Genomic DNA, 23,720 nt, shown 5'->3' with positions numbered 1-23,720 from the left:
GTGGCTGCAAGGTGGGGGGCTCCGATTCGGTCGTACGGCACAAAGCCCGCCCCGCGATGGGGGCGAGCATCCTGTGTCACGAGGCGACCCCGAAGAGTGATCGCCGGAAGCGACGTTGGCAGTATGAGCCTGAACGCATCCTGAACACTTCCGGCACGCCTTCTCAGCCCGCGTGCCGGGCGGCGCGCTGCGGCTGCGTCACGTCCTTCCGGGTCACCGACAGATACACGACCAGGCCGAGGATGACCGCGAGGAACAGCACACTGGTGACAACCGTGCCCAGGCCCAGGCCGCCGTCGCCGGTGGGCTGGGAGAGGTAGTCACCGATGGACGCGCCGAGCGGACGGGTGAGGATGTAGGCGATCCAGAAGCTCCAGACCGCGTCCAGCCCGAGCTTGAAGTGTGCAAGGGCGACCGCGGCGATGGCCAGGCCGAACAGAACCGCGGCGAACCAGTAGCCGAGGTCCATGCGCTCGGAGACCAGGTCGCCGGCCGCGGTGCCGAGGGCGAAGGTGAACAGGACGGCGAGCCAGTAGAAGGACTCCCGGCCGGTGCTGTCGATGCTGTGGATCGACAGCGTCCGCTCACGCCGGTACCAGACCACGAAGACGATCGCGAGGATGATCGCGAAGACGGTGGTACTGGTCTCCAATGGCACGCCCATGTTGTCGGTGAGGTTGTCGCTGATCAGCGTGCCGACGACACTGATCAGGGCAACCGCGAGCCAGTACACGCCCGCGCGGTATGCGCTGGTGCGGAACTGTACGACCAGGACGACGGCCAGCAGAGCGCTCATCAGCACCGACACACCGGTCAGGCCGAGGCCGGCCTTCTCGTTGAGCAGGTCAGCAGCTGTCTCCCCCACGGTGGTGCACAGCACCTTGATGATCCAGAAGTAGGCGGTGACTTCGGGCACCTTGTTCCAGCGCGGCCGGGGGCCGGAGGACACCGCCTGGGTGCCGACCGTCGACGATGCGGAAGTGTTTGACGTCTCGTATGTCATGAGGCGGACCGTGACACTGGATACCTGAACGCATCCTGACTGCCGTGCGGCATCGCCTGCCGCATCCGCCTCACCCGAGCACCACGCGTGCCATGGCGACCCATAATCAGGGCTGTGCGGGCGCAACCGGTGTCTGCGGGCGGAAATCACCACCTGAACCCGGTCCCGGAGAGGCAGCTTGGCCAGGATGCGGATGATGCGGGCTTGACGGTGGCCTCCTCGTTGGCCTGCCTTTCCCGTACCGCTCTGCGGTGCCCCGGGGTCGGCGAGCTGACCTCCCCGGATCAGGTCGAACCCGCACCACTTCCCTGGACGCAACCCGGTCAGGTCGTACCGCGGTGCTACGTCACACCGCTGCCGCACGCACGCCGTTCAGGATGCGTTCAGGCTCAAAGTGCCATAGTGCGGATCAGCGCGTGGTGAATCGGCCGTCGGGCACTTTGACACCTTCTGCCCGGTCGGCGGCGACAACGCCGCGGGCTTGGTGTCAGCCGGCGTCGGCGTCCCCCCGTACTGGCCATGCTGCACGTACTCGTCCGCGACCGCTCCACCCGACAGGTGTGGTGGCTGCACGGAGCCCGCGACGGCACCGAGCAACCCCTTCGCCCAAGAAAGCCGGGACCTGAACCGGCAGCCTGGACCCTGCCCAGGGGCGGACGGCCGCGGCGGGACCAGGTGCATGCCTTCGGCGGCCGGAGCACCTGGCCCGACTCATCCGCGAAGCACAGCCACGCGTCCTGGTCCCTCACCGTCTTTCCACCCGCGGCCAGGCCTCCTAGATCCAGGCGGCCACCGACCGCGTCCTCGTCGCGTTCGGCAGCGCGCCGCACCAGATCGGCCGGCCCGGAATCCGACTCGGGGACCACCGGCGTGGTCGTCACCGACGAGATGCGCCGGCGCGGACCGGTCCTCGGCTCGGCTGCAGGCCGCCAGGACGTCACCCTTGGGTACTACGGTCAGTGGAAGCCGAGCATGCCGGGCGAGTTGATGTCGACGGTGACGACGCCGGGCGGATATCGGTGCTCGTCCTCGGTGAGCAGGATCGACATGCCGGTGAACTCCGCTGGGACGGGGTGGCCTTCCCCATTCTCTAGACCGGGGCCAACCCATTCCATTGGGCCCCGTCATCGCAGCGCCAGCACAAGCCCAACACGACTTCAGCTGGCATCGCTCTGACCTGCGAGTCGGCGGTCAGCGGTCTGCGCGTCGGCTGCGGATGCTCAGGGCGATGACGGAGACAAGGAACCAGAAGGCACCGAAGGCTGAGTATCCGGCGACGGTGGATAGGCCGCTCGTCGCCGAGGCGGACATGGCAGCAAAGTTAAGGCCGGCGAGGACGGACAGTCCGCCGCTGATGATCATGGGCCACTGGGCGCCGATGGTGCGCCGGCGTCGGATCGCTACGACGAGCTGGATCGCTCCGGAGAGCAGGGCCCAGATGCCGAACACGAGGAGAGCCATGCCGATGGTGGAGAAGGCGGCGATGATCATCCCGATGGTGGTGACAAGGCCGAGAGCCACGTTGATGGTGCTGACGTGGTTCGTGGAGCCGGTGCCGGCCATGCGACGCTCGAGGAGCGTGGCGATGACGTCCCACAGGGGGTAGATGGTGAGCAGCACGGCCGCGATCACTGTGGGCCTGTCCGTCGACACGAGCGAGTCGGAGGTCGTGAAGACGAATGCCACCCAGATCAGGGAGAAGGTGGCTCGGAGCAGGTAGAGCGATCGGAGCCCGGAGGCCGTCGTTGTCGTGGTGGAAGGTTCGATGGTCTGAGTCACGGGGCGTCCCCTTGTGATCGCGATGGTGTGAGGCGATTGCCTCGCTGATGAGTCTCGGGGGCCTCGAGCAGGGCCGTGTACTTCAAACGAAGTAGTTCTGCCATCCACATCGATCGAACGAGTTCTGCCGTCTTCATCGATGAGGAGGTTCGCCGTATACATCGTTCGAAGTACACGGCCGCAGCGCGCGTGAACGAGAATCAGGTCATGGTCAAGGCGCAGAACACTCAGGACGGGCCCGCGGCACCCCTGTGGATTCGCCGCCCCGAGATGCTGCACCTCGTCGCCTATTCAGTGGCCGCGCTGGTGTTCACCGGACAGATCGTGGCAGTGGTACTGAGGGGATCGGATTGGCCGACAGCCCTCTCCGTACTACTCGCCGGTGGCGGTGTCGCCCTCTCATGGTGGAAGCCGTGGACAGGACTGATCGTGACGAGCGCAGCATCCTTCGCCGTCACAGCGGTGGGCCACGACCCCCTGTCGGTGTGGATGATGGCGGTGCTCGTGCTGTTCTCGGTCACCTTCAGGGGAAAGCAGCCGCTGGCCGGAACCGTCATCGTGGCGGCGTTCTTCCTGGGGGCATTCATGACGCTAGGAGGATTCCGTGGCGGTGCGGTCGTGGGAGCCGCCGCACTCTTCTCGGCCGTAGCAGGAGGTGCGACAGGGGGCGCGCTCCGCATCCATCGAGACCACTGGTGGATGCTGGAGGAACGGGCCGAAAGCGCCATCGCCACCCGCGAGATCGAAGCCACCCGACGAGTGACCGAAGAAAGACTCCGCATCGCCCGAGACCTCCACGACGTCATCGGCCACCAAGTCGCGATGCTGAGCTTGCATCTCGGTGCTGCGGAGATCGGGCTTCCTGAAGACGCCGAATCGTCCCGGCAGGCCATCGTCTCAGCCAGGTCCAGCGCCCGCACCGTCGTTGTCGAGACGCAACGGATCCTCGCGCTCCTCCGCCTCGGAGACGACATCTCCGACGACGAGGCGCTCCGGCCGACCCCGGCGCTCAGCGGCCTGGAAGGGCTTATCGCTTCTTTCGAGAGCATCGGCCTCGACATCCAGCCCTCCATCGACATCCCCACCGGTTTCGTGGAGCCCAGCGTCGGCGTGACGGTCTACCGGGTCGTTCAAGAAGCACTCACGAATGCCTACCGGCATGGAGAAGGCACGGCAACGGTGGATGTGCGCGAGCGCGACGGCAGGATTTGCGTCACTGTGGAGAACCGCGTCGGTCATTCACTCCGCGGCCCCGACTCGGGCAGTGGACTCGGACTCGTGGGGATGCGCGAACGCGTCGAGTCCTCCAGTGGGCGACTGACGATCGACAACGACGGCGGGCTATTCCGGGTCCGTGCGGAGTTCAGCCCCGTGGGAGCTGTCGTCCGATGACACAGATTCTGATCGTCGATGACCAGGACGACATCAGGGCCGGCATCCGAGCGATGCTTCTGCTCGACCCGAGTCTCGTTGTTGCGGGTGATCTCTCCGACGGACTCCAGGTCGTCCCCTTCCTCCGAGACCACCCCGTCGACCTGGTCCTGATGGATATCCGGATGCCCGGCATCGACGGTGTCGAAGCCACCCGACGGATCCGCAAAGAACACCCACCCGAAAAGATGCGCGTGATCGTGCTGACCACTTTCGATCAGGACGACATCGTTCTCGCCGCTCTTCGCGCGGGCGCCAACGGTTTCCTGAGCAAGACCGTGAGCCCCGCTGAACTCGTCGCCGGAATCACCGAGGTCGTTGGCGGTGGTGGTGCGCTGTCCGCCGCCGCCACGGCCGCGCTCATCGGTCACATGACCGACAGTCCGCCCCCGGTAATCGACCAGGAACTGCTGCGACGATTCGGCGCTCTGACACCCAGGGAGCGGGACGTGGTCGTTCTCGTCGCGAGCGGTCTGGGCAACGACGAGATCGCGGCCCAGATGTCCGTGTCGCCGTTCACCGTGAAAACGCATGCGGTGCGGGCCATGACGAAGGTCGGCGCACGTGATCGAGCACAACTCGTCTCGTTCACCTTCCGGGCCGGCCTCTACCCCTGAGCCTGCCGAGCAGAACCCCGAAACAGCAGTCACAAGCCGGCCAGGCCCATTTCGATACCTTCTTCACCGGCGCATCGGTGCGGGAAGGTGCCCACGCGGCCTGCTCGGTAATGCAGGGCGCCTGGGCCATCTCTTGCTCCGCCATTACGAGGACCCCGCCAACGCCCTGGATGCGTCCGGGCGGTGAAGCCCGGCTCAGCTGCCGCCCACCGGCAGCTTGAAGCCGCGAGCCCGCGACGCCGACGCCGTAGTTCGCCTGCGGCGGCCTCGGGCTTCCGGTCGCGCGTGAAACCGGCTGGGACGACAAGGCCCCCCAGTGCGCCCTGGCGATCTCCACGGGCGCCCAGGAAATGGGTCACCCCCGCGACGCCCCGCCGCTGCCGGCTCGGGATGCCGCCACGTCCGGGGACTTCACCGGGCCTGAGCACTCTCGCGCACCCAGCGCCCTCGACACGCGCGATTCGATCGTCTAGACACTTGATACGAGCGTTGCAATCAGGCATTGTGCTTGAAACAAGCGCAGGGTCAGCCGTTCAGGCAGGAGTGAGAGGTGCTTTATGGACGACATCGATCGGGCCATCCTGCGGGAACTGCAGGTCGACGGCCGGATTCCCTATGCAGATCTGGGACCGAAGGTGGGATTGTCGCCTTCGGCTGCGAGGCTCCGGCTGCAGCGAATGATCGACGCCAAGGCCGTCCAGGTCGTCGGGGTGACCGATCCGATGACGATGGGCCAGCAGGCGATGGCGCTCCTGGGGCTGCGTGTCGACGGCGATCCCAGGGCGGTGGCCGATGAGCTGTCCCGGCATGACGAGGTCGTGTACACGGTCCTGACGTCCGGCGGCTTCGATCTGTTCGCGGAAGTCGTGTGCGCTCAGCCCCGTGATCTTCTGGACTTCATCAACGATGTCGTGCGACCCGTCGAGGGTGTCGCATCCGTAGAGAACTTCCCCTACTTCGCGATCCATACCCACCGCTTCCTGTGGCACGTCGACTGAGTGCACCGGAGCGTCCAGCCCAGCCCGCCCGTACGAGCCGAGGAACTCCGCATGTCGCACGACGAGCACCACACCATCGACTTCTTCACCGAGGACGCCCTTCCCGCACCGCGGGTGACGCCGGCCGACGCCGAGCGCATCGCTGCTCAGCACCTTGGGTTCGACGCACACGCACAAGCGCTGGGAAGCCAGCAGGACGCCAACTTCCTGCTGCGCGACGGGAACGGAGCGGACCTGGCCGTTCTGAAGATCGCCAACCCCGCCTTCGGCGCTGTGGAGATCGAAGCCCAGGACGCTGCCGCCGACTTGGTCTCCTCGGCGCACCCGGAACTGCGCGTCGCCACCGTCCTGCGGCGTCCTGACGGTTCCCCCCGTCGTACGGCGGTGGACACCGAGAGCGGGCCGGCCGTCGCAAGACTGCTACGGCATCTGCCCGGCGGGACGCTCTCGGGACCCCGGCACCTCTCCCCCAGCACCGTGGCGGCCATGGGCACGATCGCCGGAAAAGTCAGCACCGCGCTGCGGGACTTCCGGCACCCGGGCCTCGATCGTGTACTCCAATGGGACCTGCGGTACGCCGACCGCGTCGTCGCCAAGCTCGCCGGGCACATCGGCGAGCCAGAGCGGCGCGCCGCCGTCCGCGCCGCGACCGCCGAAGCGTGGGCACGCGTCCAGCAGATTGCCGACGTACTGCCGTCCCAGGCCGTGCACCTGGACCTCACCGACGACAATCTGATCCGTACGCCCGGCAGCCGGCCCCCCATGCCGGACGGCGTCATCGACTTCGGTGACGTGACCACCAGCTGGGCGGTCGGCGAACTCGCCGTGTCGCTCTCCTCGATGCTCCACCACGACGGGGTCGAACCCCACCACGTACTGCCGGCCATCCGCGCCTTCCACACCGTCCGGCCGCTCTCCCCGGAGGAGGCGGAGGCGTTGTGGCCGCTCGTGGTCCTGCGCGCCGCCGGCCTGGTCGTCAGCGGGCGCCACCAGGCTGCCGTCGACGGGGACAACGCCTATGCCAAGGCGGCGCTCGACCGCGAGTGGCGCATATTCGAGCAGGCCACCTGCCTGCCCCTTCCGGTGATGAGCCACCTCGTCAAGGACGCGACCGGCCTGGCCGGCGCACCCGCTCGGGCCGATTCACCGCCGCAGCCGCTTCTCCGGGACCTCGCCGCCGCCGACATCGTCCTCGTCGACCTGTCCACCGACGCCGATGCCATGGACGACGGAGCCTGGATCGACCCCGGCACCAAAACCCGGCTGGTGACCGCCCCGCTCGCGGACGGCGCGGCCGCAGTCGCCACACGGTATGCCCAGGCCCGACTCACTCAGGCCCCTGCACTGTCAGCCGTTTCCGCAGCCACGGTGCCCACCGGTATCGACCTGTGGCTCGGTCGGGCCACCGTGGCACAAGCTCCCGCCGCGGGGGAAGTCCTCGTGGCGGACCGGGGCCACGTCGAGATCGCCCACGGCTCACGGGTGCTGACCCTGTCCTTCCCGCCTACCGTTCGGCCTCTCCTCTCTGTCGGCGCATCGGTCCAGGCACGTGAGGACATCGCGCACCTCCCCGCTGGAGCCTCGATCCACGTCGCGCTGCGTGCCGCTGCCGGACCCGCGGTCCCTCCAGTGGTACGTCCCGAGTACGCCGCAGGCTGGCTGCCTCTCACCACCGACCCCGCACCGCTCCTCGGCCTCGCGGCCACCGACCTCGCTGAGGGGACGGACCTGCTCGACCGGCGCGACGCCGTGTTCGCGACCGTGCAGGAGCACTACTACGCCAACCCTCCCCGTATCGAGCGTGGTTGGCGCCATCATCTCTTGTCCACCGACGGCCGCGCGTACCTCGACATCGTCAACAACGTCACCCCATTGGGCCACGCCCACCCCCGCGTCGAGCGGGCGGTCTCCCGGCAGCTGCGACGGCTCAACACCAACTCTCGGTTCCACTACGCCTCGGTGGTGAAGTTCACCGAACGCCTCGCCGCCCTCCTTCCGGAGCCCCTGGACACGGTGTTCCTTGTCAACTCCGGTTCCGAGGCGGTGGATCTGGGCCTCCGGCTGGCCATCGGCGCCTCCGGACAGCACGATGTCGTCGCACTGCGCGAGGCGTACCACGGTTGGACGTACGCCTCCGACGCGGTCTCCACCTCGCTCCAGGACAACCCGAACGCCCTGGCCACCCGCCCCAGCTGGGTCCACACCGTGGACTCGCCCAACTCCTACCGCGGTCGGCATCGCGGCGCCGACGCCATGCGCTACGGGCCCGAAGCCGCCGCGGTCATCGACGAGCTGGCCGCCGCGGGCCGCCCGGCAGGAGCGTTCATCGGCGAGACCTTCTACGGCAACGCCGGAGGAGTCGCCCTTCCCGACGGCTACCTCGCCCAGGTGTACGCGGCGGTGCGCCGTCACGGCGGGCTCGCCGTCGCCGACGAGGTCCAGGTCGGTTACGGCCGCCTGGGGAACTGGTTCTGGGGCTTCGAGCAGCAGGAGGTCATCCCCGACATCGTGTGTGTGGCCAAGGCGATGGGCAACGGGCACCCCCTCGGTGCCGTCATCACCTCCAAGACGGTCGCCGATCGCTACCGCGAGCAGGGCTACTTCTTCTCCTCCACCGGCGGCAGCCCGGTGTCCAGCATCGTCGGCCTCACCGTCCTGGACACCCTGCGCGACGAGGACCTCCAGGGCAACGCGGTCCGCGTCGGCGGTCATCTGAAGCGCCGGATGGAGGCACTGGCCGACCGCTACGGCATCATCGGCGCCGTCCACGGCTCGGGCCTCTATCTCGGCCTCGAACTCGTCAGGGACCGCACCACCCTGGAACCGGCCACCGAAGAGACCGCCGAGCTCTGCGACCGCATGCTCGACCTCGGCGTCATCGTCCAGCCCACCGGAGACCACCTCAACATCCTCAAGATCAAGCCGCCGCTGTGCATCGACACCACCGCCGCGGACTTCTTCGCCGACATGCTCGAACTGGCCCTCATCCAACTCGGCCACGGCCACACTTGGTGACACGTGGCTCGATGTCGGCGCTTCGCGCTTCGGCGCCGAGGTGAAGCTCGATCTGCCGGCCGGCGCCCGCACCGCCCTCGACCTCGTACGCGCAAACCGCTGCCCTTCCCGCCCGAGCCCGTCCGCTCGATCGGCATCGGCCTCGCCCAGCGCTCCCTCACCCGACGTGATGTGCGAGGTCAGGGGCCATGTCGCGCGTGAGAGCGCGGAGGGCTGCGCCCTTCCGTCAGGCACGTGCCGTGCTGCGCCCCCCCCTCTGACCCCGCGACAGCGGCATGGTGGGCCCTGCAAGGCCCGCCGGCGGGCAGCGGAGGTGCGCCTGGGCGTGCGTCGGCCCGCTGGCACAGGGTGAGCCAGCGGGCCGACGCACTTTCAAGGACGAGGACCCCAATCGGCGTGGCAACTCCCGCCGTTGGCTCACCAAGGCCGTCGACGACAGCCTGCGGCGTCTGGGCACGGACCGCATTGACCTCTACCAAGTACACCGGCCGGACCCGAGTACGAACCGGGTGGGGTACCCGGACAGATCCGAAGGATCCCCGCTGGCCCGGCCAGGGACCCGTGGCAGACACAAGGTCGGCCCGTAGGCAAGCGCGGCAGGCGGCCCCGCCCCGGAGTTAGGTGCTGCCGAACGGCCCCTATCCACAACCTCCCGGTCAAGGGTTCGTTGAGCTGTCCGAACGTCCCCGTGATCGGAAGGTGCCGTCGTGACCAGTGCTATCTCAGTGGAAGACCGCTGCATCGACGCCTTCAACGAACTCAAAAGCAACCGGCACATCACCACGGTCCTGTACCGGCTCAACGACAACCTGGACACCCTCATCCTGGACTACGAAGGGAACCTGACCCACGACGAGCTCCTCAAAGCCCTGCCGTCCGATCCATGCCTCGTGGCCTATGAACTCCGCTTCGCCGACCGGGACGGCAGTCGCAGAGGCATCATTGTCCTGATCTCCTGGTCGCCCCAAGGCGTCGGTCCCGAGCAGATGGCAGCGCACGCCGCGGTGTACGTCGCCCTCAGAAATCAGCTGAGCGGCGTCGACCTCTCCGTCGAGGCCATGAGGCAGTCCGACCTGGAGTACAACCGACTCGTCCGAGCCGCCCGGACATAACCCGGCTCCAGGCCTCGTCCGTTCGCCAGGAGCAGGTGGAGCCCTTGGAGTGAGGTCACCACCCCCACGGGCCGCCCTCGCGCAGCATCGCGTCGATCACCCCGGGCCCGGCCGCATTGAGCCACCAGACACACTGCGGGCAATAAGCGCCATTCTCCGATGCCTGCGCCGACGCGGCAGCGGGACTCGCAAACGACGCCGACAGCGTGATGGCGCCCTACGTTCTTTCCCGGTCGATCGAGCCACTCGTGAGGTTCTGTTACCCAGGGGTGCCGAGTGTGGCTGTGACAGCGCTGCCGCTTTGAGGCTGAAAGAGCTTGGCCGCTCGGTATCCCGCGACGGCTCGTCTGCTCATTGGGATGTGCGAACAAGATCGCTGTCCAGGGACACGCCGGCGATGTCGTCCATGGGACGATCGAACGGCGAGGTCTTGGAGGGGCCCGTGCCTGAAATTTGGGCCGGTGTGCCTGCCGGGGCCGCGGGCGACTGAGCGGAGACAGCAGTGACCGGCCGGCGGCCTCTCGCGTGCCGGAAAGCCACGCAGGCCGGCCACCGGCCGGTGTCTGTGCTCGGAACTACCGGGACGACACCGTCGTGTCGATGTCCGGCTTGCCCGTACCGCCTGCATGCTCGCTCTGCTCCCTGAGCTGGCGGGCCTTGTCCTTCAGACGCTGACGCTCCTGCGGGTCAGTGGCACGTTCCGCGGCCTGTTCCAGGTCCTGAACCTTCGTACGGATCTGCTGGGCACGACCGGACTCACCTGCAGCGCTCATGATCACTCCTTGGGTGATGGGGGAAGAGCGGGCCACAACAGCGAAACAGGCCCCGCCACCCCCTGCATCTCGAGCGGTCACCCACCGCTATCTACGCAGCTGGAAAAGCCCTCACACAACGACGGCAGCGCCCAGGGAATGCCGACCAGCCACCTGAAGATGCTGTGCGTGGCTCCTGCGGCCCGCATCGGGTACCGCCGGCCGTAGCGGTGCCGCGCTCAATGGCCCCGGTCCCACGGGATCGGATACGAGATGGTCGGCGTCGGTCGGGGCCGCGGCCTGTCCCAGTCCGGGAACTTCACCGGATACCACCGCCACGGACCCCACGCCATCGAGCGGCCACCGACCTCGAGCTACACGGAGCAGCAGACCGCCGAGGTGACGCGACCCCTCTCTGTCAGGGCGTACGAAACACGACCACCAGTCAGAGGTCGAGGACGGCGCGTAGCGCTCGATCGACGCGGACCAGGGGGGCGGGGTCGGCGGTGCCGCGGTGGGTCGCCGGCGAAACGGGCGGCGCGGAACGCATCCCCAAGGCTCCGCCTCCGCGAAGGCGCAACATGCCCACCGCGGGTGCACTGACGGCCGCACTGCTCAGCGCGGGACGCAACTCGAAGCAGATCAAGGGGCCTGCAGGCCATGACCCGCGGACGCGAGTGTCAGAATGACGGCTCGCAGGCGGTGTCGATCGCGTGGGTGGCGTACATGACCATGCATGCGGCGCGTCCGTCCGGAGCGGGGAAGGGCAGTCGTGGCGGACAGTCGTGGGGGAGCGTCGGTGGACAGCGGGAAGGCCGCCCAGAGTGACGGGCCGACGTCGGTGACGATCGCGCATATAGCCGAGTTGGCGGGCGTATCTGTGCCGACGGTGTCGCGGGTACTCAATGGCCGACCCGGGGTGTCAGACGAGACCCGGGCCCGAGTTCAGGAACTGATCAACGAGTACGGATACCGCAAGTCCTCGGACAACAAGCAGAAGTTCGTAGAGCTGATCTTCCGAGAGCTGGAGAGCATGTGGGTGGGGGAGATCATCCGCGGGGTCGAGGAGGTGGCCCGCAGGAACCACGCCGGCGTCGTGGTCTCCAAGTTCGGCCCGCACGACGCCGACGCCTCGGTCGACGACACCGTGGGGCGGCGTCCGCTGTGTGTCCTTTCGGTGTTCCAGCTCCCTGAAGCGGAAAGGGAGCGGCTCAAGGCGAAGGGCATCCCCTACGTCGTCTTCGATCCGGTGGACGAGGTGCCCGACGGTGTTCCCTATGTCGGCGCCACCAACTTCAAGGGCGGCCAGTCCGCGACGCGCCACCCGATCTCGCTGGGGCACCGGCGCATCGGCATGATCGGCGGCCCCGATCACGCGTTCTGCCTGGCCCGGGCGGCGGGCTACCGGTCCGCTCTCGAAGCGGCCGGACTCCCCGTCGACCCGGATCTGACGGTCCGTGCCCAGCTCACGCGCGAGGGCGGCCAGGCCGCGGCACGCACCCTGCTCGGCAGGCCCGACCGGCCGACCGCGATCGTCACCGCGAACGATATGCAGGCACTCGGTGTCTACCAGGCGGCCCGCGAGGCCGGGCTGCGCGTACCTCAGGACCTGAGCGTGGTCGGCTTCGACGACATGCCGGTCGCGGTGTGGGCCGATCCCCCGCTGACGACGGTGCATCAGCCGTTGAGCGAAATGGCCGCCTCCGCCACCGAGTTGGCCCTCGCGCTCGGCCGCGGGGAGAGAGTGCCGCAGCTCGGCCTGGAGATCTCCACGAAACTTGTGGTCCGCCAGAGCACGGCGCCGCCGAAGAGCTGAGCCCAGCTCTGCCGACGAACCGAGTGCGGCGTCCGGCGCAGCCCCGCTGCCCTCCAAGTCGCCTGCTCACCACGGGTGTTGAACCCTTCGCGTAAGAAACTTTCGCGCAAGACTTTCGAGAACGAGGCCGAAAATATTGCGCACTCAGCATTGACCGGGCTCCGTCAAACACACCATCATTCCTACGTCCGAAGGACCGGCCGTAGTCCGGTATTTCGAACAAGCTTCGGGCTGGTCCGGCCCAGGCCGTACAGCCGGTCAAACCCGCTCACCGCATGCGCACCATTCGAGCCGCTATGGAGCTGCCCATGCCCTTGACACATCGTCTCCGCCCCCGTCACCATCGCCGCCACGCCTGTGTGGCCCTGCTCATCCCCCTGCTGGCGGCGTTCTTAGCCGTGCCCGCCAAGGGGGCGACCCCGGCGGGCACCCTCCGGCAGGACCTGCCGGGGAGTTTCCGGTGGTCGTCCACAGGACCGGTGATCTCACCGCAGCAGGACGGCAGTAACTCCGTCGCCGTCAAGGACCCGTCGGTGGTCCGGGACAAGAACGGCAGATGGCACGTCTTCATGACCACCGCCGCGAGAACCTCCGGCGACTGGAGCCTGGCGCAGACCAGCTTCTCCGACTGGTCCCAGGCCGCCAGTGCGAAGCAGACCCACCTGGAGACCGCCTCCCGCATCGGCCCCGGCTACCGTGCCGCCCCGCACGCCTTCTACTTCGCCCCCAAGGACGAGTGGTACCTCGTCTACCAGACCGGTCTGCCGTCGTACTCCACCACCAAGGACATCAACGACCCGACCAGCTGGTCCGCGCCGAAGAACCTCATGAGCAGCGTGCCCGACGTCGTGAAGCAGAACATGGGCAACGGCAACTGGCTCGACTTCTACGTGATCTGCGACGACGCGAAGTGCTACCTGTTCTCCGCGGACGACAACGGCCACGTGTACCGGTCCGAGACCACCGTCGCCAACTTCCCGAACGGCTTCGGCAACACCAAGATCGTGCTCCAGGACTCCCGCTTCGCGCTGTTCGAAGGAGGCGCGGTCTACCGCGTCAAGGGCACCGACACCTACCTGCTGATCTGGGAAGCCATCGGCGGCGACGGCAACCGGTACTACCGCTCCTTCACCTCCAAGGGCCTGACCGGCACCTGGCAGCCGCTCGCCGCCACCGAGGCCAACCCCTTCGCCCGCTCCACCAACGTCACCTTCCCCGGCGGCGCCTGGACGAAGGACATCAGCCACGGCGAACTGGTCCGCGCCACCAGCGACCAGACCATGACCATCGACCCCTGCCGGCTCCAGCTCCTCTACCAGGGCCGGGACCCCAACTCCGGCGGTGACTACTCGCAGTTGCCCTACCGGCTCGGCCTGGCCACCCAGACCAACCCCACCTGCTGAGACCTCCGAGACCTCCCTGTTCCCCCACGCTAGGAGTCACCCATGTCGTTGAATCGACGTGCCTTCTTCGGCCTGACCGCAGCCGCGACAGCGGGCTTGAGCACCTCCCTGCTCGGCTCCGCACCGCACCCCGCCTCCGCTGCCGAACTGTCGGCGCCCGCCGGTGAATTCGCGGTCGGAGTACGCCAGTTCAACTGGAACCGCGGCGCCCGCTCACTGTTCACCAAAGTCTTCTACCCCACCCCTGGTACCCCCGGCGGCGCCCCCATTCCCGACGCCCCGCTCGCCGACGGTGTGTTCCCCGTCGCCGAGTGGAACCACGGCGCGTACGGCAACTCCGACTCGTACGCCTCGCAGACCCACGCGATAGCCTCCGCCGGCTTCATCTGCCCCGCCCCCTCGATCTCCGACAACACCAACATCGGTTCCGTATACGGAGGCGAATGGTCGAGGGACGTCTCCGAGGTCATCACCCGGACCCTGGCGCTGAACGCGGGCGGCCCGTTCGCCGGGCACATCGACACCGCGGCCGGCGTCGGCGTCTCCGGGCACTCGATGGGCGGCATGACCATCCACGGCCTGGTGACCGCCTGGCCCGACGACCGCATCGTCGCCGCGGTCCCGGTCGCCTGCGTGGACATGGGCACCCCCGCCGCCTCGGTCCGTGCGGGCGTGCTGTTCATCCACGGCGACAAGGACCCGACCTGCCGATACGACCTGGCCCGGCAGGCGTACGCGGAACTGCCCGCGCCCAAGGCGTTCCTCACCCACGTCGGCGCGGACCACGCCGCGTATCTGAATCCGGGGTACCCCACCTTCGGCCAGACCCAGAACACCCTCGTGGACTGGTTCCGCTGGCGTCTCTACGACGACACCGCCGCCCGCGACCGCCTCCCCGCCGACGCCACCGCCACCGGCACCCGCTGGGAAGCCGCCCTGGCCTGACGGCCGACGGCCGCAGCAGTCCTGGCCCTGCACCGCTCCCCCACCCCCATCAGATAGGGACACGCAATGACCGACAAATCCTCCAGAAGGCGCAACCCGCGACACACCTCGCCACGCACCTCGCGACGCACCCGGTCGGCGATCACCGTTGCGGCGACCGGCGCCCTGGCGGCAGCGACCGTCCTGGCGTTCTCACCCACCGCTCAGGCCGCCGACACCCTCGGCGGCGCGGCAGCCCAGAGCGGCCGGTACTTCGGCGCCGCGGTCGCCCCCCACTACGGTGAGACGGACTACGAGTCCACTCTCAACCGGGAGTTCTCCAGCGTCGTCGCCGAGAACGCGATGAAGTGGGACGCCACCGAGCCGAGCCCGAACCAGTTCAACTTCAGCGGTGGCGACCAACTCGTCGCCTACGCCCAGCAGCGCAGCAAGTGGATTCGCGGCCACGCCCTGGTCTGGCACGCACAGCAGCCCGGCTGGGTACAGGGGCTGACCGGCGACGCCCTGCGCCAGGCGATGCGCAACCACATCACCAAGGTCGCCGGCCACTACGTGGGCAAGATCGACTCCTGGGACGTGGTCAACGAGGCGTTCGAGTGGGACGGCAGCCGGCGCCAGTCCAACCTCCAGAAGCAGCTCGGCAACGGCTGGATCGAGGACGCCTTCCGCACCGCGAGGGCCGCCGACCCCAAGGCCAAGCTCTGCTACAACGACTACGGCACCGACGGCATCAACGCCAAGAGCGACGCCATCTACCGGATGGTCCAGGACTTCCGCTCCCGGGGCGTACCGATCGACTGCGTCGGCTTCCAGAGCCACCTGGCCTCGAACGAAAACCTCAGCACCTACCGGCAGAACCTCCAGCGCTTCGCCGACCTCGGAGTGAACGTGCAGATCACCGAGCTCGACGTCGGCGGCTCGGGCGCGGCACAGGCCAATGTGTACCGGCAGGTCACCCAGGCGTGCATGGCCGTCGCCCGGTGCAACGGCATCACCGTGTGGGGCGTCACCGACAAGTACTCCTGGCGCGCCCAGGAGACCCCGCTGCTCTTCAACGGCAGCTACCAGAAGAAGGAGGCATACGGCGCGGTCCTCGCGGCGCTGAACAGCGCGGCGAGCTGAAACCGGCCGGGGCCCGGCGACCCTTTTGCCGGGCCCCGCATCCGTACGCAACGCGCGGCTCGTCCGCCACAAAGGCAACGAAGAGCTGAGAGGCGCAAGAACGGCCGTACTGCCCAGGAACGCGTACCGTGCAGCCCAGTTCCTGAGCTTGTCGCCGGACGGCTGCCACGTTCCGCGCGGCTCGACGGCGATGAGCTCAACAAGATGATCGTCAACGGTTTCGTCTGGGCCCTGGGGCGAGCCCGCCGATGAAGCAGCGCGACAGGTGGAGCTGTTGCACCGCAACCTGTGCGCGCTGGCCAACAACTTCACCGACGCCGGCTTTACCCCGCTGATCGATGCGATGATCCCCTCCCGCGAGAAGCTGGACTTCTTCCTTGATCTCCTCACTGCTCGCCAGGTTCTGTTCGTTGTCCTGACACCGGGCATCGAAATCTGCCGGTACCGCAACTCCATCAGGGATCCACGGGAACAGTTCGACTTCGACGGGTACGAAGCCCTCGACGCCGAGATGAAACGCGAATTCGGCGACGTCGGCCGGTGGTTCGACACCGCGGCCCCTCACCCCGGAAGAAACTGCCGATCGCATCGTCCGCGAAGCTCGCCATCGAGCCCTGGTGAGGACGCCGGTAGAGCGGTCGCTGACCGCCGAGCGCCGCCGCGGCTACGGTTCGTTCTACGCCGCGCTCAACCACGGCCGCCTCGATGTGGACCGGCTGCGCGACCTGCTGATATCGGTGCCGCTGCCACGGATTGACGGGCGACTCGTGCCGACCGTGAACATCTTACCGTGGCTGCGTTCGGACGCGGCGTGCTCGCCACAGCGGTTGTTCTGCCACGTCCACGGCCGCTCCAGGGAGGCTGCGCAGTTCATCCGGCTGGCCGTACTCGTTCGCCGCCGCGCTGACGCCGGACCACACCTCGTGGACCGCAGAATGCTGGCCTCGCCGCGCGCGAAGAGGCGGGCGGTGTCGACGACCCCCAGCTGGCGCGCTTCGCGGGCAGCGGCAGTGGGGTGACGGCCGGCGAGGAGCATAGTCCGCTGTTCCTCGCTCGCGGTGGCCCACTGAGGGACGGGCGGGTCGTGGGAGAGGCCGCCGGAGCTTATGACCAGGACCCGCCCGTCGCTCATGTTCGCAGGCGGCCGCCGATCGCCTCGTCCCTGCGCCGGATGCGGCGCAGGGACGAGAACGGGTGGGCGACGCCGTTGACGAAGACCGGGACGACCGGGCGGGCGGTGAGGGAACCGAAGGGAGCTCCAGCGGCTGTGACCGGACTTTGAAACGGCACTGGGGCCACCCCTTCTCATGTCCCTGGGGGCGCGGCGCCCGCTGGCGCCGCGCCCCCCACCTGACCTGGATCAGCCGTTTCAGCAGTTGCTGTTCGTCTGCGTCAACAGGCCCAGGCGATACGGCAGTTGGGAGTAGTCACCCGATGCCGACGGGTCGAGCCCCTGGTACAGGAAGCGCAGCCGGCACGGGTCGATTTCCATCGTCTGGTCGATGCCGTCGCGGACCATCTCGCCGTGGCTGATGTCCTTGGTCCAGGCGCCGCCGGGGAAGGACACGTTGGTCGAGCGGGCGAAGGGGTTCGCTTCGGTGTCGGCCAGCGGTGTCCACTGTCCGTCCAGGCCGTGCGACGTCCACGAGCGGAAGTAGCGCCGCCCGTCGCTGCCGATGGCCTCGACCAGGAGCAGGTACTGGTCGGCCGTGCCCTTGATCTTGTAGACGTTGCTCGCCTCGAAGAGGTCGAACCGGTCGTCCTGGAGGACGATCCTCGTGTTGCCGAAGCCGTTCGGGAACTCCTTGACAGTGGTCTCGGACCGGTAGAGGTGACCGTTGTCGTCCGACGAGAAGAGGTAGCACTTCTCCTCGTCGCACACGGTCCAGAAGTCGACCCAATAGCCGTTGCCGATGTTGTCCTTGATGATCTGCGGCATGGAGTCCTGGAAGTTCTTCGGCGCGCTCCAGGAGGTGGGGTCGTCGATGTCGGTCGTGGTCGAGTACGAGGGCAGACCTGTCTGGTAGACGAGGTACCACTTCTTCTGCGGCGCGAAGTAGAACGCCTGCGGCGCCGCCCGGTACCCCTTGCCGATCGCCGTGGTGTCGAGCGGGGTCTGGCGCGCCGCGCCCGCCTGCGACCAGTCGGTGAAGGTCGTCTGCACCAGGCTCCAGCCGCCGGAGGTGTCGGCGGTGGTGGCGAAGACGTGCCACTTCCCCTTGTAGCGGACGACCGACGGGTCCTTGACCGAGACCACGGGGTGCGTGGCGTCGGGCTGCGGCGCGATCAGCGGACCGCTGGACGACCAGGTGAAGGACGACGTCAGGTCCTCCCCCTGCGCCGTGGCGGCGGGCGCCGCGCCGAGCGCGACGAGCAGCGCGCCCACGGCGGCGAGCACGGAGACGAGCGCTCCTCGCCCGCGCATGCCCGTCACTTCTTCCGCTTCGCGGCCACGAGCGCGTTCACGATCGCGTCGTACGCGGGCTTGTGCTGAAGGTTCTCGTCCCAGGGCAGCGCGGCGCCCTCGCCCTCGAAGACCGACGGGATCCATGAGTGCCGGTCGGAGTAGCCCCACACGGTGATGCCCACGCACCGCTGCACGGCGAGGCAGGCGCTGGTGGCCCGCCCGTAGAAGTCGGCCTGTTGGGCCAGCTTGGCGTCGTCCGCCGGGAGGATCATGCGGATGTCGAGCTCCGTGAGGGCGACGTCAAGTCCCAGGTCGGCGAAGCGCTGGATGTTCTGCTGCATCTGGTTCGGGAAGCCGTACTGCAGCGCGAGGTGCGCCTGCATCCCGAAGCCGTCGACCGGCACGCCGTCCGCCTTGAGCTGCTTGATCAGCGTGTAGTAGGCGTCCGACTTCGCCCCGATCCCCTCGACGTTGTAGTCGTTGAGGTACAGCTTGACCTTGGGATCGGCAGCGTGGGCCCAGCGGAGGGCGTCGGCGATGTAGCCGGGGCCGAGCGTCTTGTAGAAGATGTTCTCCCGGTACGTGCCGTCCTCGTTCATGATCTCGTTGGCGACGTCCCAGGCGAAGACCTTGCCCTTGTAGTGCTTCACCTCGGTCGTGATGTGGTTCTTGAGGATCGAGCGCAGTTCGTCGGCGGTCCAGGTGCCGTCCGTCAGCCAGCTCGGCAGCTGGCTGTGCCACAGGAGGGTGTGGCCTCGGACCTTGAGCCCTTGCGCGACGGCGTAGTCGACGATCTCGTCGCCGGCCGTGAAGTCGAAGACGCCGCGCTGGGGTTCGGTGGCGTACCACTTCATGCCGTTGCCGGGGGTGGTGGTGCCGAACTCGCTGCCGAGCAGATCGGCGTACGGGGTGTCGGCGAGCTCGGGGTTGTCGACGGCGGAGCCGAAGTAGCGGCCGGTCTGCTGGGCGAGGGAGTCGAGCGTGGCGGCCTTGTGCCGATCGGCGTCGGCGTGGGCGGTCGGGGCGGCGAGGCCACCGACGAGCAGGGCCGCGCCGACAGCGAAGGCGGCGGTTCTCGTACGGGCGCGGCGTGCGGGCGTGCGCATGATGATCTCCTCAACTGGGTTACGGCAATGTGCTGTTGACCTTGCGCGAAACGTCGTACATGTGGTGCAGGCGCGTTACTTGACGCGCATCTCGCACCGCATCCGCCGCTCGTGCCCGACCTCCCGCTCCGCCCCCGTCAGGGTGAGCGGCACGGTGTGGTGGACGCGTTCGCTGGACGCGGCGACGCGCAGCTCGAGGGCTCCGGGTTCGACGACGCGGCGGCCGTCGGCGCCGGTGTACGCGGCGAGGTCCGCCGGGAACGTGGCGTGGACCTCGGCCGACGCACCGGCGTCGAGCGTGACGCGGGCGTAGCCGACGAGCCGGACCTCGGGGAGGGCGACGGTGCCGACGGGGTCGTGGAGGTAGAGCTGGACGACCTCGGTGCCGGACCGCTCGCCGGTGTTGCGGACGGCGAGGCGGATCGACGTCTCGCCGTCGGTAGGCAGTTCGGGGGCCTCGCACTCGGGGGTGCCCCAGGTGAACTCCGTGTAGGACAGGCCGTGCCCGAACGGGTACAGGGGTGTCGGGTCCACGGTGCTGGGGAAGCCGTGGCGGCCGAGCGGCGGAGCGAGGTACGGGGCGGGCTGGCCGCCGGGGCTGCGGGGCACGGCGACGGGGAGCCGCCCGGACGGCTCGACCCGTCCGGACAGGACGCCCGCGACGGCGCCGCCGCCCTCCTGTCCGGGGAAGAAGGCCTGGACGACCGCCGCGGCCCGGTCGGCCCAGCGGCCGAGCGCGTAGGGCCTGCCACTGAGTACGACGATGACGACCGGCGCACCGCAGGCCATCGCCTCGTCGAGCACCTCGGCCTGCCCATAAGGCAGTTCCAGGTTCTCGGCGTCACAGCCCTCGCCCGACGAGCCGCGCCCGAACAGGCCCGACCGGTCCCCGACCACGGCCAGGCAGACATCGGCACCGGCCGGATCGTCGACGAACACAGCGCCCGGCAGCTCGGTGCGCAGCGCCTCGGCGAGTGTCGGCACCTCGACACCGGTCGGCAGGTCGGGGTGGTGGACTCCGACGTGACGGGGGAACGTGTAGCAGCCGAGCATGGCGGCCTGTTCGTGGGCGAGCGGACCGACGAGCCCGATGCGCAGCCCGTCGCCGAGCGGCAGCACCCCGGAGTCGTTGGCGAGCAGGACGACCGACTCCTGGGCGACCTTCTGTGCCAGCTCCCGCATGTGTGGGGGGTTCAGATCGACGGGCGCGCCGCCCGTGACGGGCTCCCAGTCGGGGTCGAGCAGCCCCAGTTCGCACTTCTGCGTGAGGACGCGCAGCGCGGCCCGGTCGAGCAGTTCCTCGGGGAGCGGGGCCGCGGGGCTGAAGCAGCGGGCCGCGGGCAGCTCCACGTCGACGCCGGCGGCAAGGGCGAGCCGCGCCGCGTCGGCCTCCCCGTCGGCGACGCGGTGCGCCTCCTCGAGCAGCGAGACTCCGTAGTAGTCCGAGACCACGGTTCCGGTGAACTCCCATTTCTCGCGTAGGAGTTGGGTGAGCAGCTGCGTGTGGGCGTGGGCGGGCAGGCCGTCGATGTCGTTGTAGGCGGGCATCACGGAGCGGGCGCCACCGTCGCGCAGCGCCATCTCGAACGGCGGCAGGATCACGTCCGCGAGTTCGCGCGGGCCGATCGAGGCGGGCGCGTGGTTGCGGGCGGCGCGGGAGGCCGAGTACCCGGCGAAGTGCTTGAGGGTGGCGACGATCCCGGCGGCCTCCAGGCCGCGCACATACGCGGTGCCGATGGTGCCGACCAGGTACGGGTCCTCGCCGATGGCCTCCTCGGTGCGGCCCCAACGTGCGTCCCGTACGACGTCCATGACCGGGGCGAGCCCCTGGTGGATGCCGACCGCGCGCATCGACGTACCGATGGCCTGCGCCATCTCCGTCACCAGCGCGGGGTCGAAGGTGGCGCCCCAGGCGAGCGGGGTCGGGAAGACGGTGGCCTGCCAGGCGGTGAAGCCGGTCAGGCACTCCTCGTGGGCGAGTGCGGGAAGGGCGAACCGGTTGCCGGCGCGGATGGTGCGTTGCAGTTCGGCGAGGCGGGCCGCGCCCTCGGCGGGTTCGACGGGAACCGTGGCGAAGGGGCGGGTGAGCTGGCCGAGCCCGTACGGAAGGAGCGCGTCGAGGGCGGCGCTGCGGGCCGCGTAGGTGTGCTGGCCAGGGGCGACATCGGCGCCGTCGGTGTCCGCGCCGATCCATACGCTGGACAGCTGGGCGGTCTTCTCCTCGTTGGTCATCCGGGCGAGCAGGTCCGCCGCCCGGACGTGGGCGGACAGGGTGGTGTCCTGCCAGGGCTTGACCATGAAACTCCTCAAGTGCGGTGCGTACAGGTGGTGTTGGCGATACCGGGCGGGTGCGGTGTCAGCCCTTGGTCGCGCCCATCGTGATGCCGCCGATCAACTGCCGTTCGGCGACCGCGTAGAAACCGAGCGCGGGGAGCATGGACAGCACGAGATAGGCGAAGACGCGGGCCACGTCGGTCGAGTACTGACCCTGGAACTGCTGGACGCCGACCGGGATCGTCCACCAGGTGGGTTCACTGAAGACGAGCAGCGGCAACAGGAAGTTGTTCCAACTCGCCACCACAGCAAGGACGGAGACGGTGCCGAGGGCGGGCCGCGCCATGGGCAGCAGGATCCGCCAGAAGAAGCCGAACGGGGAGCACCCGTCGAGCGTGGCCGCCTCCTCCAGCTCGCCGGGGATCTCCCGGAAGAAGCCGCGCAGGATGACGAGGGTCATGGGCAGCCCGAACGCGGCCTGCGGCAGGATCACGCCCCACGGGTTGTCGAGCAGGTCGAAGGTGCGCAGCAGCACGAACAGCGGCAGGATCGCCACGGCGAACGGGAACATCAGGCCGATGGTGAAGAGAGTGAACAGCAACTCCCTTCCCCTGAAGGCGAATCGGGCCAGCGCGAACGCGGCGAGGGCGGCCGCGCCCACGGTGAGGACCGTGGTGGCGACGGCGATCAGGGTGGACGAGCCGAGCATCCGCCAGAAGGCGCTGTCGCCGAGGATGTCGGTGTAGTTGGACACGACCCAGGGGGACGGCAGCCCGAAGCTGTTGTCGGACAGCTGGTCGGTGGACTTGAAACCGGAGATCAGCGCGTACAGGAGCGGCGTCACCATGAAGACGCCGATCACCCACGCGGTCACGTACAGGGGGAAGGAGTGAAGTCGGCGCCGCCGGGCCGCGTCGCGTGCGGTCAGGGTCCGGGCCGGCGCGCTCACCGGGTCGCTCGCATGTTGGTGAGGGCTCCTTCGGTGTCGCGGCGCAGCACGAACCGTTGATAGAAGATGGCGAAGAAGAGGCTGATGAGGAACATCGCGATGCTGATCGCGCTGGCGTAGCCGACCTGGTAGCGCTTGAACCCGAACTGGAACATCGTGACGGCCATCGTCTCGGAGTGGTGGTCGGGGCCGCCCTGGGTCACCACCCACACCAGGTCGAAGAGCTGGATGGCACCGATCACGGACAGGAAGATCGTCATCCTGATCGTGGGGCCGAGCAGCGGCAGTGTGATGTGGCGGAAGCGCTGCCAGGCGCCCGCGCCGTCGAGGCGGGCGGCCTCGTGGAGCTCGGCGGGGATGCCCTGCAGCCCGGCGAGGTAGAGCATCATGTGGAAGCCGAAGTACTTCCAGGTCATGACGAGGAACAGGGTCGGCAGGACGCTGCTCTGCCCGGCGAACCAGAGGCCGCCGAGCGCGTCGAGGCCGATCGCCGAGAGCGCCTTGTCCGCCAGCCCGGCGTCCGGCTGGAAGATCATCGAGAACAGGACGCCGGTGATGACCTCGGACAGGACGTACGGGGCGAAGAACAGCATCCGGTAGACGGCCCGCCCGCGCAGCTTCTGGTTCAGGAGCACGGCCATGGCAAGCGCGAACGGCAGTTGCACGAGGACCGAGAAGGCGACGAGCAGGCCGCCGCGCGAGAGGTCGCCGAGGAAGACCGGGTCGTCGAAGAGGCGGGTGAAGTTGCCGAGGCCCACGAAGTCCGACGGCGACCCGATGCCTCCCCAGTTGAAGAAGCTGACGTAGAGCGCGTACAGGATCGGAGTGAGGACGAGCAGGCAGAACAGGACGAGGGCGGGCACGGTGAAGACGAAGGGGGTCAGCCAGTCCCGGAAGCGCCGCAACGGCGGGCGCGGGTCGGCCTGGACGCCGCTCGGCTCCTTGGCGACGTCCGGGCGGACGTCGCGCGTCTGGATCGAAGTCATCGAGG

General features: G+C 68.5%; 20 protein-coding genes and 3 pseudogenes. 12 read left to right on the top strand and 11 right to left on the bottom strand.

Features of this window, described 5'->3' with window-relative positions:
• Window positions 1-163: 163 nt before the first annotated feature.
• The 3 genes and pseudogenes from ACY0PA_RS42125 to ACY0PA_RS42115 form a co-directional block, all read right to left on the bottom strand.
• The gene (locus ACY0PA_RS42125) at window positions 164-1,003 is read right to left on the bottom strand and encodes a COG4705 family protein (protein WP_473082601.1); all 840 of its coding nucleotides are present in this window, start codon (window positions 1,001-1,003) and stop codon (window positions 164-166) included.
• Window positions 1,004-1,623: 620 nt separating this feature from the next.
• Window positions 1,624-1,830 (bottom strand): annotated as a pseudogene (locus ACY0PA_RS42120) (IS630 family transposase); the annotation flags it as partial.
• A 364-nt stretch (window positions 1,831-2,194) separates the two neighbouring features.
• The gene (locus ACY0PA_RS42115; protein WP_473082600.1) at window positions 2,195-2,782 is read right to left on the bottom strand and encodes a DUF308 domain-containing protein; all 588 of its coding nucleotides are present in this window, start codon (window positions 2,780-2,782) and stop codon (window positions 2,195-2,197) included.
• Between the two features lie 207 nt (window positions 2,783-2,989).
• Between ACY0PA_RS42115 and ACY0PA_RS42110 the strand changes: the two genes are divergently transcribed.
• From ACY0PA_RS42110 to ACY0PA_RS42080, 7 genes and pseudogenes are all read left to right on the top strand, one after another.
• Complete coding sequence (locus ACY0PA_RS42110) at window positions 2,990-4,174, top strand: sensor histidine kinase (RefSeq protein ID WP_473082599.1); 1,185 nt, start codon at window positions 2,990-2,992, stop codon at window positions 4,172-4,174.
• Complete coding sequence (locus ACY0PA_RS42105; protein ID WP_473082598.1) at window positions 4,171-4,830, top strand: response regulator transcription factor; 660 nt, start codon at window positions 4,171-4,173, stop codon at window positions 4,828-4,830. Before ACY0PA_RS42110 ends, ACY0PA_RS42105 begins: the two co-directional genes overlap by 4 nt.
• Before the next feature lie 557 nt (window positions 4,831-5,387).
• Complete coding sequence (locus tag ACY0PA_RS42100) at window positions 5,388-5,828, top strand: Lrp/AsnC family transcriptional regulator (RefSeq protein WP_356284224.1); 441 nt, start codon at window positions 5,388-5,390, stop codon at window positions 5,826-5,828.
• A gap of 51 nt (window positions 5,829-5,879) precedes the next feature.
• Window positions 5,880-8,843: an aminotransferase gene (locus ACY0PA_RS42095; RefSeq protein ID WP_473082597.1), complete on the top strand. Its 2,964-nt coding sequence runs from the start codon at window positions 5,880-5,882 to the stop codon at window positions 8,841-8,843.
• Window positions 8,839-9,044 (top strand): annotated as a pseudogene (locus ACY0PA_RS42090) (FAD-dependent oxidoreductase); the annotation flags it as partial. The gene ACY0PA_RS42095 and the pseudogene ACY0PA_RS42090, both read left to right, overlap by 5 nt.
• A 179-nt stretch (window positions 9,045-9,223) precedes the next feature.
• A pseudogene (locus ACY0PA_RS42085) lies at window positions 9,224-9,349 on the top strand (aldo/keto reductase); the annotation flags it as partial.
• A gap of 201 nt (window positions 9,350-9,550) precedes the next feature.
• Window positions 9,551-9,955: a cofilin family protein gene (locus tag ACY0PA_RS42080; RefSeq protein WP_473082596.1), complete on the top strand. Its 405-nt coding sequence runs from the start codon at window positions 9,551-9,553 to the stop codon at window positions 9,953-9,955.
• A 575-nt stretch (window positions 9,956-10,530) separates the two neighbouring features.
• On the opposite strand, the gene ACY0PA_RS42075 is transcribed toward ACY0PA_RS42080, so the two are convergent.
• A complete protein-coding gene (locus tag ACY0PA_RS42075) occupies window positions 10,531-10,728 on the bottom strand; it encodes a DUF6381 family protein (RefSeq protein WP_473082595.1) in 198 nt (65 codons plus the stop codon).
• Window positions 10,729-11,548: 820 nt separating this feature from the next.
• Between ACY0PA_RS42075 and ACY0PA_RS42070 the strand changes: the two genes are divergently transcribed.
• The 4 genes from ACY0PA_RS42070 (at window position 11,549) to ACY0PA_RS42055 (ending at window position 15,993) form a co-directional block, all read left to right on the top strand.
• A complete protein-coding gene (locus tag ACY0PA_RS42070) occupies window positions 11,549-12,523 on the top strand; it encodes a LacI family DNA-binding transcriptional regulator (protein ID WP_473086605.1) in 975 nt (324 codons plus the stop codon).
• A 308-nt stretch (window positions 12,524-12,831) separates the two neighbouring features.
• Entirely contained in the window at window positions 12,832-13,926 is a 1,095-nt protein-coding gene (locus ACY0PA_RS42065) for a glycoside hydrolase family 62 protein (protein ID WP_473082594.1), read from the top strand.
• Between the two features lie 42 nt (window positions 13,927-13,968).
• On the top strand, window positions 13,969-14,871 hold the full coding sequence (locus ACY0PA_RS42060; protein WP_473082593.1) for an alpha/beta hydrolase family protein: 903 nt from the start codon (window positions 13,969-13,971) through the stop codon (window positions 14,869-14,871).
• Window positions 14,872-14,937: 66 nt separating this feature from the next.
• Entirely contained in the window at window positions 14,938-15,993 is a 1,056-nt protein-coding gene (locus ACY0PA_RS42055; RefSeq protein ID WP_473082592.1) for an endo-1,4-beta-xylanase, read from the top strand.
• 211 nt (window positions 15,994-16,204) lie between these two features.
• Here ACY0PA_RS42055 and ACY0PA_RS42050 read toward each other — a convergent pair whose 3' ends face one another.
• A complete protein-coding gene (locus ACY0PA_RS42050; RefSeq protein WP_473082591.1) occupies window positions 16,205-16,582 on the bottom strand; it encodes a hypothetical protein in 378 nt (125 codons plus the stop codon).
• Window positions 16,583-16,610: 28 nt separating this feature from the next.
• Here ACY0PA_RS42050 and ACY0PA_RS42045 point away from each other — a divergent pair, with 28 nt between their 5' ends.
• Window positions 16,611-17,012, top strand: a complete 402-nt coding sequence (locus ACY0PA_RS42045) for a transposase (RefSeq protein WP_473082590.1) — start codon at window positions 16,611-16,613, stop codon at window positions 17,010-17,012.
• 109 nt (window positions 17,013-17,121) lie between these two features.
• Here ACY0PA_RS42045 and ACY0PA_RS42040 read toward each other — a convergent pair whose 3' ends face one another.
• The 6 genes from ACY0PA_RS42040 to ACY0PA_RS42015 form a co-directional block, all read right to left on the bottom strand.
• Window positions 17,122-17,283: a hypothetical protein gene (locus ACY0PA_RS42040; protein ID WP_473082589.1), complete on the bottom strand. Its 162-nt coding sequence runs from the start codon at window positions 17,281-17,283 to the stop codon at window positions 17,122-17,124.
• 79 nt (window positions 17,284-17,362) lie between these two features.
• Window positions 17,363-18,418: a glycoside hydrolase family 62 protein gene (locus ACY0PA_RS42035; protein WP_473082588.1), complete on the bottom strand. Its 1,056-nt coding sequence runs from the start codon at window positions 18,416-18,418 to the stop codon at window positions 17,363-17,365.
• A gap of 5 nt (window positions 18,419-18,423) precedes the next feature.
• On the bottom strand, window positions 18,424-19,506 hold the full coding sequence (locus ACY0PA_RS42030) for an endo-1,4-beta-xylanase (RefSeq protein ID WP_473082587.1): 1,083 nt from the start codon (window positions 19,504-19,506) through the stop codon (window positions 18,424-18,426).
• Between the two features lie 75 nt (window positions 19,507-19,581).
• On the bottom strand, window positions 19,582-21,804 hold the full coding sequence (locus ACY0PA_RS42025; protein WP_473082586.1) for a beta-glucosidase: 2,223 nt from the start codon (window positions 21,802-21,804) through the stop codon (window positions 19,582-19,584).
• 58 nt (window positions 21,805-21,862) lie between these two features.
• On the bottom strand, window positions 21,863-22,627 hold the full coding sequence (locus ACY0PA_RS42020) for a carbohydrate ABC transporter permease (protein ID WP_473086604.1): 765 nt from the start codon (window positions 22,625-22,627) through the stop codon (window positions 21,863-21,865).
• A 98-nt stretch (window positions 22,628-22,725) separates the two neighbouring features.
• Window positions 22,726-23,715, bottom strand: a complete 990-nt coding sequence (locus ACY0PA_RS42015) for a carbohydrate ABC transporter permease (protein WP_473082585.1) — start codon at window positions 23,713-23,715, stop codon at window positions 22,726-22,728.
• Window positions 23,716-23,720 lie beyond the last annotated feature (5 nt).

Source organism: Streptomyces sp. DS1-CR2 (assembly GCF_055760475.1).
Note: the sequence above shows the minus strand (reverse complement) of the source record. Positions and strands in the feature narration are given on the sequence as shown.